Origin of the sequence: Segatella copri (assembly GCF_002224675.1) — a bacterium.
Classification (GTDB): domain Bacteria; phylum Bacteroidota; class Bacteroidia; order Bacteroidales; family Bacteroidaceae; genus Prevotella; species Prevotella copri_U.
Window position 1 is genome coordinate 42,001 of sequence record NZ_NMPZ01000024.1, and the last position, 18,228, is coordinate 60,228.

Sequence of the window (18,228 nt, forward strand, 5' to 3'; positions counted from 1 at the left end):
TTCGCTGCTCTTTTTTATTGCTTATAACTTCTGGAATTCTGTATAAATCTTGTTGGCGATTTCCTTGAACTCCTCTTCTGAGAGCTTGAGGTGCTCCTTGCGGAAGTTCACGTCTGCCTCACTGTTCATAGGAATGAGATGGATGTGAGCGTGAGGAACTTCCAGTCCCAAAACCACCTGAGCCACCTTCTTGCATGGGAAGGCTGCCTTGATAGCCTTGGCTACTTTCTTGGCGAATACTTCAAACTCAGCCAGGTCTGCATCCTCCATATCGAAGATGTAGTCCACTTCCTTGCGAGGAATCACCAAAGTATGACCTTTGCCGATAGGGCTAATGTCGAGGAAAGCATAGAACTTGTCGCTTTCTGCACACTTGTAGCTAGGAATCTCTCCTGCTGCAATCTTTGAAAAAATGCTTGCCATAATCTCTATTTCTGTTTAAAATGAATAATATATCTTGATGGGCTTACATATAACATAAAAAGGAACCGTCATACGGGCATCACTGTCCGTATGATAGTTCCTTTATTCTTTTTATTCAAATGAAATCTTGTCGATGCGAAGATTGATGATTCCGCGAGGAATCTTGATCTCTGCAATTTCACCAACCTTCTTGTTGAGCAATCCCTGTGCGATAGGGGTCTTGATGGAAATCTTGCCTTCCTTCAGGTTAGCCTCGCTCTCGCTCACGATGGTATAGGTCATCTTTGCCTTGTTAGCCATGTTGGTCATTTCTACCTTCGACATGATCTGCACGCTGTCGGTGCTGAGCTGCTTGGTGTCGATGATTTTAGCCTCGGCAATGGTGAGCTTCAGACGATTGATCTTATCTTCTAGATGAGCCTGAGCCTCTTTAGCGGCATCATACTCAGAGTTCTCACTTAAATCACCCTTATCGCGGGCTTCAGCAATTGCGGCTGATGCCTTAGGGCGCTCTACAGTTACGAGCTGTTTCAGCTCAGCTACGAGATTGTCGTAGCCTTCTTGTGACATGTAAGCCATAATTTTCTTTTTGTTTATTGTTATTAATTAAGTTGGCAGGAGGCATAAAAAATAAAGAATTCCAGTGCCTGTTGAGCACCGGAATCCTATATCTTATTGTGTCTCTTGTTTATCCTTTTGTTTGTAATCCGATTGCAAAGATAGGACTTTATTTCTGAATCACCAAACTTTTTGGGGGAAATTTTGCAAAACGAGAAGCTTTTCCTGCTTTTATTCAACTTTCCTTCGCTTTTCTTTCCAAATATCCTCCCTTGCCTCTTACGTATTCTATTAATTCGCTAAAAATCTGATTATTGCGCAGTATCTCCGGATTACCGGTCATAATCATCTGTTTCCGGGCTCGGGTAATGGCGACATTCAGCTTGCGGTCAATGATGGCTCCGTCTTCCACAAAGCTGTTGCCGGCAAGAAAATCGAGCTGCCAGATGTTCTGGATGGTGAAACTGTAGATGATGACATCACGCTGACTGCCCTGATAGCGCTCCACGGTGTCGATGCTGATCTTTTCCAGTTCCGGGATGCCCAGCTTTTCGATGCCTTTGCGCACCATGGCTATCTGGTTGCGATAGGGTACGATGACGCCCACCGTCTTCTGGGCATCAAACCTGTCGCCGTAGAAACGGTGGATGCGGCGAAGCATATCTACTACGATTTCTGCCTCGTTGGCATTGATTTTGTCCGACACATTCGGTTCCTTACAGAATCTGGAAGGGAGGAAGATCATGCGGTGTTCCTTCAGCAGGTCATCAAGAGCATCTTCTGATGGGAGGGTGTACGACAGTTCCGACTCCAACTGATGCGGACAAGGTACGGGTTCCAGTTTCTCCCGGCGATAGAACATCCGGTTCGGAAACTCGGCAATCTCCGGGTGCATCCGTCCTTGTCGGCGCAGGATGCCGATGAATTCGGTGCGCTCCTCGTGGTCTTCCCATCTGATCAGGCGCTCGAAGAGGGAGTTGCGGCAGTTGGTGAGGCAGATGTCCTGCAGGATACTCATATCGATGACACCTCCTTTCTGACTGTCGTTGATGGTAGGGATGCTCGAATCTTTCTCGCTCTGCTGCACGACGGCAGGCAACTGCTTGTAGTCGCCGATGAGGATGAACTTATCTACCGCCGATAGCAGACCGATGAGATTAGGCTCCAGTATCTGGCTCGACTCATCGATGATGGCAAGCTTGAAGTGCTTCAGCGTAAAGATGAAGGGCTTGGAGGTCATCATCGAAGTGGTGCCCACAATCACGCGCGTACCTATTATATATTGCTTGATGGCTTCCAGCTTCGGACAGTCGCTGATAGCCTTCTCTATCAGATAAGGGCGGAATCGCTCATCGCAGGAATACTCGCTGCCGAGGCGCAGAAATGGAATGCCGGAATCTACCAGCATCTCGCAGATTTCGTCCACGGCACGGTTGGTATAGCTCATCAGCAGGATAGAGGAAGCAGGCTGAAAAGCCGACTTGCCTCCGGCGGCGATGCTTTCTGCTGTAGGCTTTCCAGTTCCGTCGTTCAGTTCTTCTTCCACCATGAACTTCAGGGCACGACTGGTCTTTCCTGTTCCAGGAGGTCCCACGAGCAGGAAGTAATCCTGTGCCTGCTTGGCACGGAGGATGATGTCGTCCAATACATCGTCATAGTGTCTGGTCAATTCCTGCGAAGTGTCTCTCTCTGGAACACGCTGGCCCAGAAGAAGGTCGCGTTTGTCCTTTGGTGCACAGATAAACTGGTGCAGGTTGCGGATGCTTCCTCCCGTAGAGGCATCACTCGTTCCGTGTTCGATGGCATACGGCAGGTTCGTCTCAAAGATGTCGGCGTTCTGCTGTCCATCGGTCAGGTGAACCACGATTTCATCACAGTGAATCTCCTGCAGCACACCTTTATATAATATAGCCTTTCTCACATCCGGTTCTTCCTTGAGCTTGTAGGTATAGAGATACACCATATCGCCGATGCGGAAGTTGGGCAGGAAGTCCTTGCCCTGGTCGGGTACGCTCAGGGTGATGGTATCATATCCGCTTCCGGCGCAGCTCTGTTCCTTTCGGATGATGTGCAGGTCGGTATAGATATTTCCGGCATCCTTCTTCTCGCTGAGTGGCATGGTCCAGAGGTCGCTGCTCGATGTGTTCGTTCCTTCCTGTGCACCCACCTTGCTGATCATCTGTTCCCGTAATACGAAGGTCATCATGCGACAGAAGTAGGCTTCCTCCAGGGGCGATAGGGTATGGAGCGGCTTGGTGATGGCTTCTATCTGTGGTTTCAGATACTTGTTGTAGAAGAAGTCCTGAGTGCCTGCCACATTCAATACCTCGGGGGTAAACTCGTTTAGCGCATGTTCGAAACCCTCCTTGGCTATCTCGAAGGAGGCGGCTACCAGCTGGTTGCGGTATTGGATGGCTTCCTTGAAGAGCTTCTGGTAGTAGGCTACCACCATCAGTCCGTCCTGTGGACGGTATTTGGAGTAGAGCAATCGGATGTTCACGCGGTCGTTGCTCAACTTGAAGTTGTGCTGCAATACACCATAGTAGAGCAGGAGCTGCACATAGTGAGGCTCCAGCTGATAACTGTGATAACCTGGATCCACCTGATGGGTTTCGATATTCATGTTGCGTCCTGATTTCTGTTCCACCAGCAGTTTGCAGTCGGTGGTCATCAGATCCACACGACCCTGAATGCCGAGGGCTTCGCAGACGAACGAAGGTTCCAGGATTGCTTTCTTCCGGTCGTAAAGACTTTCGCCACGTAAAGCCGTCATCTGTACCTGAGATGCGGTGCGGGGAAAGAGAATATCCACAACCTGCTGCAGATTGAAAGCCTGCAGGCTGGCATCGGTATAGAACTTCTTGGGGTCAAACCAGGGACAGGTGCAGAATTCCAGGGCTTTCTCCCGGAAGTTTGTCTTCACCGTTTCGTTCATCTGGTATTTGCCGTGGCTGTTGATGATGTCATCCAGCGCAGCTCCGGCAAAGTTACCCAGCAGGGTAGCCTGGGTGTTGGCTCTGGGCTTCATCAGGTTGAGAAGATAGAGCAGGGGATGATGGCCGAAAGCCGTAAAACAGGTGGCGATGCTACTGATATCTACCAGATAATCCGGTTCCACCACGATGAGACGGGGAGTGATGATGGGCTGCTTCACCTGACAGTCGAGCAGGTTGAGCTGCATCCCTTCCTTCAGGATATCCCAGAGATAGGTATGGTCGATATGATTCTCCTCATCCTTCAACTGCACGAGATATTCCTCCTTATCGGCATCCTGGTCGATGTCCACACGGATGAAATCTCCGTCCCAGTTCTTCACGATGCATCGGATACGGCGGTTGTTGATTTCCAATCCCTTCTGATAAGGTCGGGGAGTATGCGGAATGAGCACGTTGAGTTCGTGGGGAACATCCACTCCGAAGACAGCGGAGATGAAGAGGGCGAGGGCACGTGCATCGTATTTCAGGTCTTCGCCCGAAAGCGGTTCCTGCGAGTTGCTGTGTCGGCGCATGGTCTGGATGGCAATCTTGTCTGCCACCTTGATGCCGCGTGCCTTGCAGAGATAGTCCACCTGTGAGAAAAGGTTACCGAAAGCCTGTTTCGTATCCTTTACTCCTTCGTGGCAGCAGAGGATGAGCGTGTCGTGCATCATCTTGTTGCGAGTCTGCGGTTCCAGTTCTGGGAGCATTAGGAGTTCCCTTACCCTTTGGAAAAGTTCTGCGGCGCTGATATTGTTCTGATTCATGAGATATTGCTAATTCTTGAAATGTAGGTACAAAGATACATCAATTTATAGATAAAAGCAAGAAAATAGAGATAAAAGAAAAAAGCCGTAGGGCTTTTTCTAAAATATAGGTAAGAAATGCTTGCCGTATCATTTCTTTTTTGTATATTTGTAGCCCCCAAATGAAAGATGGGATATTATTAATCTAAAAAATTAAACGAATGACAAAAGAAGAATTGATGCATAGAGCCATTGAGCTCTCAAAGAATAGTGTGAAGACCGGTGGCGGACCTTTCGGTGCCGTTATCGCCAAGGACGGAATCATCATCGCTGAGGCTTCCAATAGCGTAACCATCGACCTCGATCCTACGGCACATGCCGAGGTGAACTGTGTGCGCCAGGCTTGTTTCAAGCTGAAGACCTTCAATCTGGAGGGCTGCGAGATTTATACCTCCTGCGAGCCATGCCCGATGTGTTTGGGTGCTATCTACTGGGCACATCTCGACCGTATCTATTATGCCAACGACAGAAAGGATGCAGCCAAGATAGGTTTCGATGATGAGTTTATCTACGAGGAGATAGACCGCAAGATAGAAGACCGCCATAAGCCGATGATTGCCCTGATGCGAGATGAGGCGCTTGGAGCCTTCCGTATGTGGGAGGAAAATACAGAAAAAACGGAGTATTAACACTCCGTTTTTTTATTGTTCAACGAATTATTCTACTAAAAGAACCGATTTCTCAGATTTTCTTTGTAATTTTGCCGCCAAATTCAGAAAAACCCTGAATTCTCTGATTATATGGAAATTCTCTAATTATTATAACGACAATGGAACAGTCAATAGAAAATCTCTACAAGCTTGACGGTAGAGTGCCCGTCGGTAAAGCACTCCCATTTGGTCTTCAACATGTGTTGGCGATGTTCGTAAGTAACATTGCGCCAATTATGATTCTTGCTGGTGCAGTAGGATTGGATAGTTCGGTGAGCGCTGTGCTCATCCAGAACTGTATGGTTATCGCCGGTATCGGTACTCTGGTACAGCTCTATCCGGTATGGCGCATCGGTTCCCGTCTGCCTATTGTGATGGGTATCTCCTTCACCTTCCTTTCGCTTGCCATCGCCATCGCCGGTGCTCATGGCATGGGTACGCTGATTGGTGCAGTCATCATCGGCGGTTTGGTAGAAGGTACGCTTGGTCTCTTCGCCAAGTATTGGATTAAGTTGATTCCGCCTGTAGTAGCCGCTACCGTGGTAACAGCCATCGGTTTCTCGCTGCTTCCTGTAGGTGCCAACTCTTTTGCCGGTGGTCAGGGTGCTGCCGACTTCGGTAGCATGAACAATTGGGTCGTGGGTTCAGTAACCTTGCTCGCTTGTCTCCTCTGCCAGATTTTTGCCAAGGGATTCCTCCGCTCTCTGTCGGTATTGGTTGGTCTGCTGGTAGGCTATGTCTTGGCTCTCTTTATGGGAATGATAGATTTTAGCGGACTTTCCGGCCTTTCTATCGTTGCCTTGCCAAAGCTCCTTCCATTTACTCCGGAGTTTAATGTCGGTGCCATCCTCTCGGTGATAGCTGTTTATCTGGTTTCTGCCACAGAGACCATCGGTGATACTTCTGCGCTCTGCAACAGTGCCTTGAAGCGCGATCCTAATACCAAGGAGATGGGTGCGGCAGTCTGCTGCGATGGTTTCGTAAGCTCAGTATCGGGTCTCTTCGGATGTACTCCTATCACTTCGTTCAGCCAGAATGTAGGTTTGGCAGCCATGTCGGGAGTCGTAAACCGCTTTACCATTGCCTTGGGTGCCATCATCATGATTATCGGTGGTGTGTTCCCGGCTATCGGATATGTGCTCACCACCATTCCTCAGGCAGTATTGGGTGGATGTACCATTATGATGTTTGGTAGCATCCTCTTTGCCGGTTTCGGTATGATGGCTCGCACGGGTTTCTCTCAGCGCAACATGGTCATCGTGAGTCTTTCACTCAGCGTGGGTCTCGGCTTTACATCAGCAACAGGTATGTTCAATATCTTCCCAGAGATTGTGCGCACCGTTTTTGCTGATAACTGTGTGGCAGTAGTCTTCCTGCTCGCCGTGATCCTGAACCTCGTATTGCCGAAGAATATGGATAAGGCATAATCGCAGCTCGCCCTGAAAGAAAAGGTAAATCGCCACACGCCCTGAAAGGGCAGAAGCTCCTAGCCCAGGGTAACACCCTGGGGGTATGATGATTTTAACAACCTCGCCCTGTAAGGGCAAAAGCTTTGATTATGTGAAGCTTTTGCCCTTACAGGGCGACATTTTTGTTTGTATGTTAACCCAGGGTGTTACCCTGGGCTAGGAGCTTCTGCCCTTTCAGGGCGTGTGGCGAAGAAGAAGAGAATTCTTCCCTCTTCCCTTTACTGTCCTCCCAGTCTTTCGAAGAAGGTGATGATTTCTTCGAAGGTCTTGAATTCATCGCTGCCGTATTCTATCGTCGTACCCATGAAACCATCGCATGGGCGAGGGTCGATGAAGTAATCGCCGTAGAGCAGGTTCTTCTGATTGCAGAAGATGATGTGGTTGTAGGCTGGGGTAGAGAGATATTCCTCTACCCAGGTCTGCACCTTCGCCATATATTCATGGTCGTTGGTTGGCGCTGGGGCTACGATATATACGTTGTAATGCTCTATCAGCATCTCGTAAGCCTTGTGCATCGAGCTGGTTGCCTTCATGTAACTGTCGTGCAGGGCATCGAAGTCTATATATACGATAGGGCGCTCCTTGCCGTTCTGCTTGTCGTCAATCCATCGGATTACGGGACAGAGATAGTGGAATGCCACCTTGTCGATGAGTCGGTGCTCGCCATGGAATGGGATGGCGAGCGGATAGTGCTCATGGAAGAGGTCGAAGGTATGGACCAGCGGATCTGCATCTCCGAAGAGACCGTAAACACGTTGCTGCTCCTCGGGAGTAATGTCCTGGAAGCAACGCTCGGTAAAGTCACGGTATTCCTTGATGAGGCCTTTGTTAACCATCAGTTCGTTCACTCCGTCCTTTCTCGGGTTCTGGAATTCCTGCTTGCCGGTCATGCTGCTCATCGTATCGCCCATCTTGAAGGCTGGGTTTACGAGGATGCGGTCGAATCCTTTCAGCAGTTCGGTATACATGCCTCCCATCGAGGTACCGATGATGAGGTCGGGCTTCTCAGTCTCCGCCATCTTCTGCAGCATCTCTATGCCCTCTTCCGGATGTACCGGGATGTCTTCAGCCACGAGGGTGGCATTCGGCATCAGTTCCTGCAACATCTTTACGGTGCCGCTCTGTGCAGAAGAGAGGAAACCGTGAACATACATGATTTTCTTGCCCGCCATGAGGTCGGGGAATTGTTTGATATATGGATTCATATTCTTATAGTTTTATAGGGGGCATCATATCATGCTCCCTGAACATCTTATTCATTTCTGCTGCAAAATTACGCTAAATTGCAGACAAAACAAAATTATTGGGCGATAAACTTCCTTGTTTGCGAAAAAAGTAGTAATTTTGCACCCAATAACCAAAAAGTTCAAGTCATAATGGATTTACTGAAAGAAAGAATTATGCAGGAGGGCCGCTGCTTTCCTGGTGGAATCTTAAAAGTAGATAGCTTCGTAAATCATCAGATGGACCCAATCCTGATGATGGACCTGGCTAAGGAATTCGTGCGCCTTTTCAAGGACATCAAGTACAACAAGATTGTTACTATCGAGGCTTCGGGCATCGCTCCAGCCATCATGGTGGGTTACCTGACCAATCTTCCTGTTGTCTTCGTCAAGAAAAAGCAGCCTAAGACGATGGAGGGTATGATTACCTCGGTGGTTCACTCTTTTACCAAGGATTGTGACTATACGGTTTGCGTGAGCAACAGCTACCTGACTCCAGAGGATCACGTGATCTTCATCGATGACTTCCTCGCCAACGGTAACGCATCCAAGGGTGTGATGGATCTCTGCGAGAAGGCTGGTGCCAAGATTGAGGCGATGGGCTTCATCATCGAGAAGGCTTTCCAGCATGGTGGCGACTTCCTGCGCAAGGAGGGAATCCGTTATGAGGCGCTCGCAACCGTAGAGAGCCTGGATGATTGCAAGATTGTCTTGAAGTAATACACCTATTATTATATATTGTAAAAGCCGCCTGTTTATACAGGCGGCTTTTGCTGTTTTTTATATCGGCTATTTTACAATGTCTGCTGCATAGATTCCCATCGCCTTATAGCCTGTTGGGTTAGGATGGAGCCAGTCGTTGCTGGCGTATTCCCGCTTCATTCTTCTGTCATCATTCGGATCTTGAAGCAGCTTGGCGAAATCCAGGATGCCATCCACGTTCTTCGCCTGACTTCGGATCCAGTCGTTTACATAGAGTCGGGCAGCTTCGTGGAAGTGGGTATAATATCCTGCGCCCTTGAAAGGGGTGATGGTTCCCAGATAAACTTTCATCTTCCGGGCTTTTGCCTTCTTTACCATTCCCTGGATGCTCTCGATGATCTGTCGGGCTACGGTTTCGCTGCTGCCGCTCCTGGCTGCACCGATGTCGTTGACTCCCTCGAAGATCACCACCTTCTTGACGCCGCTCTGCATCAGGATGTCTCTGTCGAAACGTTCCTTGGCGAGGGCTCCGAAACCGCCAGGTACGGTTACGCGGTTGTTGCCGATGCCCAGGTTCAGCACACCCTGATTGGTTATCTTATGCTTCAGCTGCAGCATCTCTGACATCACGTCGGGCCATCGGTTCTGGGCATTGTCGGTAGAGCATTTTCCGTCGGTGATGGAGTTTCCGATGATGGCGATGGCGCTCATGTTGTTGCTCATCGTATAGACATCGATGCCGCTGATGTTGTACCAGTGGTTCTCCCGGAAAGCCTTCGCAAAGTTGGAGTGGGCATTGGTTACACCTTTCATGATATAGGAGGTGGTGCGCGAACCCATGTGCACGGTTGGAATTTCGGGAGCCGAGGTGTAGTTGATGGTGATGGCTACACGCTCCAGATTCCTGAGTTTGAACTTCAGGGCATTGCTCACAATCTGCTTGCCGGCAGGGATGACGGCCTTGTAGCTGTTGCCGAACTTGAAGTATTGCGCCGTTTTGGCATCGATGTCGGAGGAATCCTTGGCATGAGCGATGTAGATAGATCGGATCTCTACGGGTTGCATCGAATAGATGTTGCTCAACTTGAGGCGGATCACGTCGCCTCCTATGCTAACCTTTACCACCTGGCGTACCGAACGGTTAGTCATGCAATTGTTATAGGGCATAAATGATTTGACTACAGTTTGCGGAGCTGTGGCCCAGGTGCCTACCCAGTTCTGTGCCAGAGAATAAGTTGATAGGGCACAGAACATCATTAAGAAAACTAATAATCTTTTCATCATACGTGCAAAGTTAGATAGAAATGGCAATAAAACCAAGAAATTTAAAAACTTTTTTCATAAAACTTTGGAGAATATTGAGAAAAGTTGTACCTTTGCCCAAAATTCTAACTAAAATATAAGTCTATGCAACCAACAAAAAGTTTTGCGATTCCATTGTCGTTCATTGGAATCATGTTTTTCTCTTTGGGCTTTGCCCTGGGTATTAATTCCTTGCTGGTGCCTGTATTGCAGGGCTCGCTGGGTATTTCCAATGCTGCCTCTTATCTCATCATCGCAGCCACCTTCATTCCGTTCCTGATTTTCGGTTATCCTGCCGGACTCACCATCAAGGCTATCGGTTACAAGAAGACGATGTCGCTGTCGTTTGTCATCTTCGCAGCAGCATTCTATCTCTTCATCCTTTCTGCCGATGAGAAGAGTTTTCCTCTGTTCCTGCTTGCATCTTTTGTAAGCGGTGCTGCCAATGCCTATCTTCAGGCATCTGTCAACCCTTACATCACCATTCTGGGTCCTTTGGATAGTGCAGCCAAGCGTATCAGTATGATGGGTATCTGCAACAAACTGGCGTGGCCAATCCCATCTATGTTCATCGTATGGCTGTTGGGCAAGGATGTTCATCTCATCGGAATCGAGGATTTGTCCAAGCCATTCTGGATCATCATCGTAGCTTTCCTGGCTTTGGGTGTTCTGGCATTCCTGGCTCCATTACCAGAGGTAAAGGCTGCCGGAGAGGATGATTCTGAGGAGGAGGAAGAGTCTGCTACCTGCACTTATGCGGCAACCAAGACCTCTGTCTTCCAGTTCACTCACTTGCTTTTGGGCTGTCTGGCGCTGTTCCTGTATGTAGGTGTTGAGACGGTTTCTCTCGGAACATTGGTAGATTATGCCAATTCCCTGGGTTTGCCGGGGGCTGCCAACTATGCCTGGATTGCTCCTATCGGTATTGTTATCGGTTACATCTGCGGTATCATTCTGATTCCTAAGTATATCAGTCAGGCAGTAGCCTTGAAGCTCTGTTCGTTCCTGGCAATTGCCGGAGCTTTGCTGGTGGTGCTTACCCCAGCCGAGATTTCCATCTATTTCATCTCATTGATGGCATTGGGTTGTTCTCTGATGTGGCCTGCCCTCTGGCCATTGGCAATGGCAGATCTGGGTAAGTTTACCAAGTCTGGTTCTTCCCTGCTCATCATGGCGATGTTTGGTGGAGCCGTTCTTCCTACGCTCTATGGCAGTCTGAAGGATGCAGTAGGTGCTCAGCAGGCATACTGGCTCTGTCTCCCTTGCTTCCTCTACATTTTGTATTACAGCATCCACGGCTACAAGATTCGTTCATAGTATCGTTTCTTATCAGCTGAGATGATAAAAAAAAGGTGTATCCCGCTTGCCCGATGTATGGGGCAAGAAGGATACACCTTTTTAATATTATACTGTTCTGAAAGATTTGATTAGTTAATCTTTGGAGCAGTTGCATCAGCATTGTAGTCGGTCTCGTTCAAAGGAACGCCCCATGTCCACTTGTTGCCATCTTCTGGCTTGATGGTGATGGCAACAGACTGATGTGCATTACCACCATCAGCAAATGACTTGCGGACAACAGCCTTGTTCCAACGCTTGAAGTCACTCCACTCGAAGCCCTCACCCCAAAGCTCAAGACAACGATAGTCCTGAATCTCTGAAAGAAGCTCCTCGCCAGTCTTTGTGCAGGTATATTCTGGGTTACGACCAGAAGTAGCATTCAGTTCAACCAATGCAGCCTGAGCTTCTGCTTCATGATGCAAGAAATAATTTGCCTCAGCCTCAATCAATACCATCTCGCTAGAGCGGATGAATGGCACATAGCTGATACCTGGCTGGCCAGTTACAAAGAACTTCAAATTGGCATCCAAGTAATAGAAACCTGCCTGATAAGGTGCATTTAATCCTTTTACTGCATGGGCCTTTACGATGGAATCTGCCTGTGCATAGATATTATCATCCGCCATACCGAGAATGCCAAATGTATAGTAATACTTAGACTCCTTAGAGAGGTCAAGGTCTGGGAACTTATCCTCTGTCAGGAAGTTCTGCTTACGGGCATCATTGTTTGGAATACGTGAAATCAACTCATGACCGATAGTACCAGCACCTGTTGCATTACCATCAGCAGTTGCATAGTAGCCATTACAAGCATCCTGTGTACCAAAAGACCAATACCAGTTGTTTTCTGCATCACCACCATAACTACCCATAATCCACTCAGATGTTGGCTCACAGAAACCAGCCTTATAATCAGCATTGCTCATCAATGGATAACCCTGCTTAGCAAGCTTAGCCTGATCAAGAGCAGTCTGGTAATCCTGGCGGAACAAAGCTGCACGTGCATAAACAGCATGAGCAACGTTTGCATTAGGAATCCAAACCTCAGAAGCAGGACGGTCGATGCCACTTTCGCCAAACAAGGTAATCGCTTCCTGGCAATCCTTGTAAATCTGATCTACGGTTTCTGCCAATGTTGCAAATGGAGCATCTCCTGTAGATTCATCAAGACGAAGAACCACGCCCTGTGAAGCACCATTGTTACTGTCCTGCCAACGATAGCAGTAGTAGTGAATCAACTTCTCGTAGCTGTAAGCACGGAAAGCCAAGGCAGAAGCCTTGATAAACTTCTTGTCAGAGTCGCTTCCAGCTGCTGCATCAATATGAGCAATGATAGTGTTAGCCTGACCAATGAGCTGGTAATAATAATACCAAGCATATCCATCATAGATTGTGCTTGTTCTATTATGGAATGTCTGATTATGGATTGGTGCCCAACCAGAAGCATAGTAGTTGTAGTTGTAATTCTGGCTAGGCAAGTTCTCATAGAGACGCATGATGGCATTCTCGCCAGCAAAACCCTGAGAAAAGGCATAATGCTGAGTAGTCTGGCAACGAGCGATACCATTCAATGCCTTATAAGCCATATCTGTTGTAGCAACAGCTGCCTCGGAACCAACAGAATCCGTTGGCTTTGTATCTAGATAATCGCTGCCACAAGATGTCAGCAAGGTTGCGGAAGCCAAAAGGGCGCAACCGAATATCTTATTTATATAATTTTTCATCTTTATATTCTGTTTATATTGTTATCTCTTAGAATGTCACAGACAAACCGAAGTTAAATACACGGGCACTTACGTAGGTATCACCAGAGGCACCATTGAAGCTGTACTGAGGGTTCATACCTTTGCGAGCTGTAAGAGTGAACAAGTTTTCTGCACCTGCCTTCACGGTCAAGCCCTGGATGCCCAAACTCTGAATCCATGTCTTTGGCAAGTTGTAGCTGAGGTTGATGTTCTTGAAGATGAGATAATCTGCACTAGTCAACCAACGATCACTTGTATCATTGTTGTATGTACTCAAGTTGAAGTCGATGATAGGAGTACCATTAGGGTCGATACGATTTGGAGAGGTCTCTGTCATACCAGCAGGTACACCATTCCAAGACTTCAAGATATCCTTGTGGTTTGCAGAAGCTGAAGAAGCAGAAGCTGTGCTCATCAAGCTCTTGTAAGTAGCATCATAAATCTTACCACCCAAGCTATAGGTGAACAATACTCCGAGGCTCAAGTCCTTCCAACGGAGGTTTGTACCGAATGAACCATAAACAGATGGGAGTGCTGTGCCAGCCCACTTACGCTCAGCATTGGCTGTCTCTGTGGTGTAGTTCTTGCCGTTGATAGTAACAAGAGTACCGGCTTTCTCTGCAGCCTCAACGTTCTCGTCTGCAATATCATACAAAGAATTACCTGTCATCTGGTCAACACCTGCGAAGTGATAAGTGAAGAACTCGTATGCAGAATGTCCCTCAGAATACTTCTGTACGCCATGGAGAATGTCCTTACCTCCAGGCAGCTTGATTACCTTGTTCTTCAAGGTAGTAGCATCTGCAGAAACTGTCCAGTTCCAATCCTTGTTCTTGATAATCTCACCACTCAAGGCGATTTCAAAACCACGGTTTGAAATAGTACCAATATTCTGATACTGTGACATATTAGACATGTCCTCATTATGAGGGTATGAACCTGCTGAATATGGCAAACGAACCTCGAAGAGAAGATCCTTAGAACGCTTGTCAAAGTAACCGATGCTGAAGTTCAAACGGTCGAACAATCTGCCCTCGATGCCAAAGTCAACAGTCTGTGTAGTTTCCCACTTGATGTTTGGAGCTGCCAAAGTCTGCTTAATCAAAGCTGTGTTACCACCATTCTTGGCAATCTCATAAAGTGCCTGATAACCATAGAGGCTCACACCAGCATCGTTACCAACCTCACCGTATGAAGCACGAACACGCAAGTCATTTAACCAATCAACATCCTTCAAGAAGTTCTCTTTCTTTGCATTCCAGTTCAAGCCGAAAGAGAAGAAGTTACCCCAACGAGCATCTTTGGCGAAGCGAGAAGAACCGTCACGTCGATATGAGAAATCTGCGAAATACTTCTCGTCATAGTTATAACGGATGCGCCCCAAGTAAGACTCTGTTTTGTATTCGTCATCAAAGCCTTTTAGGTAAGAGTTGGTCAAGAAGTTACCTAATGTAAAGTTGTCATCAACAGCCATATTGGTATTCATACCGTGATTAATTTTTCTCTGCCAGCTATAGTTCTCATGACCAGCGAGCACATCTACGCTATTCTTGCCATAAGAATGGTTCCAAGTCAACAACTCTTGTGCAGTATAAGTAGCATATTGATAGTCGTAGAAAATCAAACGACCATTGTTGGCAGCACCATCACCGATGTTAGGGTTGTTGTAGTTCAAACGGTTGGATGTGGTATTGTTTCCATTACCCTTAACCATCACAGAGAAGTCGTATGGCAAATTAATCTTGGCATACACCTGTGCGTCGATAACAGCACGACGAGTCTTGTCCTTGTCGGCAGTCATCTCGTATGCGATGTTACGGTTGGAAAGATACTCTGAAGTTGTATCAAACTGCTTCTCGCCATTCTCATCCAAAGCATAGCTACCATCTGCATTATGCATATACATAGGATAGATAGGTGCCATGTAACGACAAGTACTGAATGGGTTAGCGTACAATGAGCCTGCATCTTCCGCAGCATCATTGTATTGACGATTGGATACGTTGGCACTCAAATTGAGACCACCCTCAAACCACTTACTAGGATTGAACTTGGAATTGATACGACCCGTGAAACGCTCGAAAGACGAGTTCTTGGTATAACCCTTCTCATTCAAGTAACCAGCAGATGCATATACATTGAATTTCTCACCGCTTACGGCACCAGACACATTGTATTCTTGGCGATGACCTGTACGCTCTACGCCATCCTCCCAATCGAGGTCGTCATAACCTGCGAGACGAGAAGCAATGAGTTTACCATTGGCATCAAACAAAGCGTCATTGGCAGCATTATAGATATTTCTCTTGGCGTAGTCACTAATCAAATGAGTTGTAGCATATTGAGCAGCTGCGGCTGCATCTAATCCCATAGAACCAGACATGGCATAGTTCTTCATGGCTGTCCAAGAAGCCTCCATCCACTGGTCGGCGTTCAAACGCTCATACTCTGCAATACCACGAGTATATACACCATTGTTGATCTGGAGATTGATAGTAGGCTTGATACCATACTTTGCACGCTTGGTAGTAATCAGGATGACACCATTGGCAGCACGGTTACCGTAAAGGGCAGCAGAAGCAGCGTCCTTCAATACAGACATGCTCTCGATATCATTAGGGTTCAACTCGGAGATGTTTCCATCGAATGCCGTACCATCAACGACATAAAGTGGCTGGTCTGCATCCTTTACTAACGTTCCGACACCACGGATATGGATTTTAGGAGCCTTGCCCGGCTCACCATATGAGTTGTTCACCTGTACACCAGGAGCAGCACCTTCGAGCGCACCTGTTACTGAAGTAGAGATACGGTTCTCGATTTCCTTAGAATCAACAGCAGTTACAGAACCAGTAATAGACTGGCGCTTAGCTGTACCGTATGCCACAACAACGACATCATCCAGAGAATGATTGTCAGCATCCAAAACAATCTTCATGTTAGAAGAAGCCTTGGCTGTCTTAGACTGCATACCGATGTATGTAATCTCCAACTTGGCTCCGGCAGGAGCGTTCAATGCGAAGTTACCGTCAATATCGGTAACTGTACCTGTGTTAGTGCCCGCAACCTTGATAGAAGCACCGATAACAGGGCTTCCGTCCTCAGAAGAGGTCACGTGACCAGAGATTTGACTTTGTGCAAAAGCCATGCTCGTACTGAGAGCAAGACCTGCAACTACTGTCATGAGTCTTTTTTCCATAAATCTCTCTCGTTTTAAATAAATGAATATATAATGTTTATAATTTCTTTCTCTCAACTTTTTCTTATATGATTACTCACAAGGAGTTATCGTCATCTTTTTGCCCCCTCCTCTTGCCCCGAGGTGGAGAATTATGGGAAAAACGGCGATTTTTCACAATAAAGCTATTGGAATTAACAGGATGTATCATACCTTTGGGTATATTTTCGTAAAATCTTTATTTTTAATCATTTAAACATTTAAGTTATGGCATATTTCAAGTTAGAATTCGGTTTCGGAAGAAGTAAGAGTGAGGGTAAGATTTCTGATTCTGCGAATCAGGCAGATGAGCAGGCTGTGTTGGAGATTCGTGGATGGGACTTCGTGAAAGGTGAAGTGGAGAGGGCAAAACAGGAAGGACGCTTTAAAGTTGCTGGTAATTACCTTACTGCTGCCCGTTCCTTTACAAAGTTCATTGGTACTGACAACTGGCTTTTTTCTGATATGACGGCAGAAAAGCTGGAAAGCTATCAGCGATGGCTGCTGGGGCGCAATATCTGCCTGAACACATGTTCTGCTTATATGCGGGCATTGCGAGCTATGCATCATAGGGCTTTGCCGTCTCTCAATGCAACTCCATTCAGTAAAGTGTTTACGGGGAGGACCAAGACCGAGAAACGTTGCATCTCACAATCAGAAATTCTGCAGCTCAAAGCCTTGCCGCTACAGCCTGGAGGTTCTCTTTCCTTCGCTCGCGACATCTTCCTGTTTTCTTTTTATGCGATGGGAATGCCTTTTGTTGACATTGCCTATCTCAAGAAAAGCCAATTGCGAAACGGATGTATTTATTATGCCCGGCACAAGACGGGACAGCAGATACAGGTAGCATTATTGCCTGCGATGCTTGAAATCATCATGCGATATGAACAAAGAGATTCAGAATTTGTCTTTCCGATACTTTCAGACAAGGTGGAAGATTCTGTTTCCTCACCATCTGTTTCTGCCCAACAGCATCGTCAATATACAGCTCGATTGCGCCAGTACAACTACAATCTGCATCAGTTGTCTAAGATGTTGGGGTTGGCTCAACCCTTATCCTCTTACGTGGTTCGTCATTCATGGGCAAGCATAGCTTATCTTCATCATCTGGACATCAGCCTGATAAGCAAGGCTTTGGGACATACAAAATCTTCAACTACCTTTATCTATATAAAAAGCCTTTTTGATTCCGACCTGTTCGAAGCAAACCAGACTTTGATGGAAGATCTGGGGTTATAGTCCTGTCGGAAAACTTCACCGATTATTGAAACTGGCTTCGTTTGCCGTTGAAGCAGGTTTCTGTTTCAAATCGGAAAGAATGGTACTTACGAAGTGTCGGAACGTCTCTGAGAGGTAGCCATAATAGTCCTGGCGGGTTACAAGTAGCCTCCTTTCGTTTATTGCCTGGTTACGGCACAATATTGCCCTCTACCAGGGCAACTTTGTGCCATTGCCAGGCACAAAACGATACGTCGGGAGGAAGAATTCTTCAGAGCTGCCATCTGTGATTTGGAATATGGTTTGCTTCCAGAGCCCGTTTTGCGTGTGAAAAGACTACTCTCTATTTTACTCTTCACTCTTCACCAAACCGCCTGAAACCCCGATAAACACAGAGCTTCCGAGCGGTGAAGAGTGGCTGGGCACTCTTCACCACTCTTCACCACTCTTCACCACTCTTCACCACTCTTCACGTAAGCGGCTCCGCGTTTATACCTTGCATAATTCAAAAAAAGCAGTAACAGCTGATTAAACAAATGCTGTTACTGCTTTTTCCATCGGTCAGGAAGTAAGTCTCTATATTTCTCCAGTGTGGTATTCGG

General features: G+C 47.1%; 12 protein-coding genes. 5 read left to right on the forward strand and 7 right to left on the reverse strand.

Going from position 1 to position 18,228, the window contains the following annotated elements:
- Positions 1 to 21: 21 nt before the first annotated feature.
- The 3 genes from CFT61_RS12990 to CFT61_RS13000 all read right to left on the reverse strand — a co-directional run bounded on the left by CFT61_RS12990 (position 22) and on the right by CFT61_RS13000 (position 4,723).
- The gene (locus tag CFT61_RS12990) at positions 22 to 423 is read right to left on the reverse strand and encodes an HIT family protein (protein ID WP_089544840.1); all 402 of its coding nucleotides are present in this window, start codon (positions 421 to 423) and stop codon (positions 22 to 24) included.
- A gap of 111 nt (positions 424 to 534) precedes the next feature.
- Positions 535 to 1,002: a transcription elongation factor GreA gene (gene greA, locus CFT61_RS12995; RefSeq protein ID WP_089544841.1), complete on the reverse strand. Its 468-nt coding sequence runs from the start codon at positions 1,000 to 1,002 to the stop codon at positions 535 to 537.
- A 214-nt stretch (positions 1,003 to 1,216) separates the two neighbouring features.
- Positions 1,217 to 4,723, reverse strand: a complete 3,507-nt coding sequence (locus CFT61_RS13000; protein WP_089544842.1) for a DEAD/DEAH box helicase — start codon at positions 4,721 to 4,723, stop codon at positions 1,217 to 1,219.
- 200 nt (positions 4,724 to 4,923) lie between these two features.
- On the opposite strand from CFT61_RS13000, the gene CFT61_RS13005 reads away from it, so the two are divergent.
- Together CFT61_RS13005 and CFT61_RS13010 are read left to right on the forward strand one after the other, a co-directional pair.
- Positions 4,924 to 5,391 (forward strand): nucleoside deaminase, encoded by a 468-nt coding sequence (locus tag CFT61_RS13005; protein ID WP_089544843.1) that lies wholly within the window; start codon positions 4,924 to 4,926, stop codon positions 5,389 to 5,391.
- 140 nt (positions 5,392 to 5,531) lie between these two features.
- Positions 5,532 to 6,839 carry a nucleobase:cation symporter-2 family protein gene (locus CFT61_RS13010; RefSeq protein WP_089544844.1) on the forward strand — a complete coding sequence of 436 codons (1,308 nt, stop codon included), beginning with the start codon at positions 5,532 to 5,534 and terminating at the stop codon, positions 6,837 to 6,839.
- A 260-nt stretch (positions 6,840 to 7,099) separates the two neighbouring features.
- Here the strand turns inward: CFT61_RS13010 and CFT61_RS13015 are convergent, their stop codons facing one another.
- Positions 7,100 to 8,086 (reverse strand): YqiA/YcfP family alpha/beta fold hydrolase, encoded by a 987-nt coding sequence (locus CFT61_RS13015; RefSeq protein ID WP_089544845.1) that lies wholly within the window; start codon positions 8,084 to 8,086, stop codon positions 7,100 to 7,102.
- Between the two features lie 171 nt (positions 8,087 to 8,257).
- On the opposite strand from CFT61_RS13015, the gene xpt reads away from it, so the two are divergent.
- Positions 8,258 to 8,824 (forward strand): xanthine phosphoribosyltransferase, encoded by a 567-nt coding sequence (gene xpt, locus CFT61_RS13020; RefSeq protein ID WP_089544846.1) that lies wholly within the window; start codon positions 8,258 to 8,260, stop codon positions 8,822 to 8,824.
- A 69-nt stretch (positions 8,825 to 8,893) separates the two neighbouring features.
- Here the strand turns inward: xpt and CFT61_RS13025 are convergent, their stop codons facing one another.
- The gene (locus CFT61_RS13025) at positions 8,894 to 10,087 is read right to left on the reverse strand and encodes an SGNH/GDSL hydrolase family protein (protein WP_089544853.1); all 1,194 of its coding nucleotides are present in this window, start codon (positions 10,085 to 10,087) and stop codon (positions 8,894 to 8,896) included.
- Between the two features lie 126 nt (positions 10,088 to 10,213).
- On the opposite strand from CFT61_RS13025, the gene gluP reads away from it, so the two are divergent.
- Positions 10,214 to 11,425: a glucose/galactose MFS transporter gene (gene gluP, locus CFT61_RS13030; RefSeq protein ID WP_254918978.1), complete on the forward strand. Its 1,212-nt coding sequence runs from the start codon at positions 10,214 to 10,216 to the stop codon at positions 11,423 to 11,425.
- A gap of 110 nt (positions 11,426 to 11,535) precedes the next feature.
- On the opposite strand, the gene CFT61_RS13035 is transcribed toward gluP, so the two are convergent.
- The gene (locus CFT61_RS13035) at positions 11,536 to 13,170 is read right to left on the reverse strand and encodes a RagB/SusD family nutrient uptake outer membrane protein (protein ID WP_089544847.1); all 1,635 of its coding nucleotides are present in this window, start codon (positions 13,168 to 13,170) and stop codon (positions 11,536 to 11,538) included.
- Positions 13,171 to 13,198: 28 nt separating this feature from the next.
- A complete protein-coding gene (locus tag CFT61_RS13040; protein ID WP_089544848.1) occupies positions 13,199 to 16,390 on the reverse strand; it encodes a SusC/RagA family TonB-linked outer membrane protein in 3,192 nt (1,063 codons plus the stop codon).
- Positions 16,391 to 16,636: 246 nt separating this feature from the next.
- Here CFT61_RS13040 and CFT61_RS13045 point away from each other — a divergent pair, with 246 nt between their 5' ends.
- A complete protein-coding gene (locus CFT61_RS13045; RefSeq protein WP_089544849.1) occupies positions 16,637 to 17,647 on the forward strand; it encodes a site-specific integrase in 1,011 nt (336 codons plus the stop codon).
- Positions 17,648 to 18,228 lie beyond the last annotated feature (581 nt).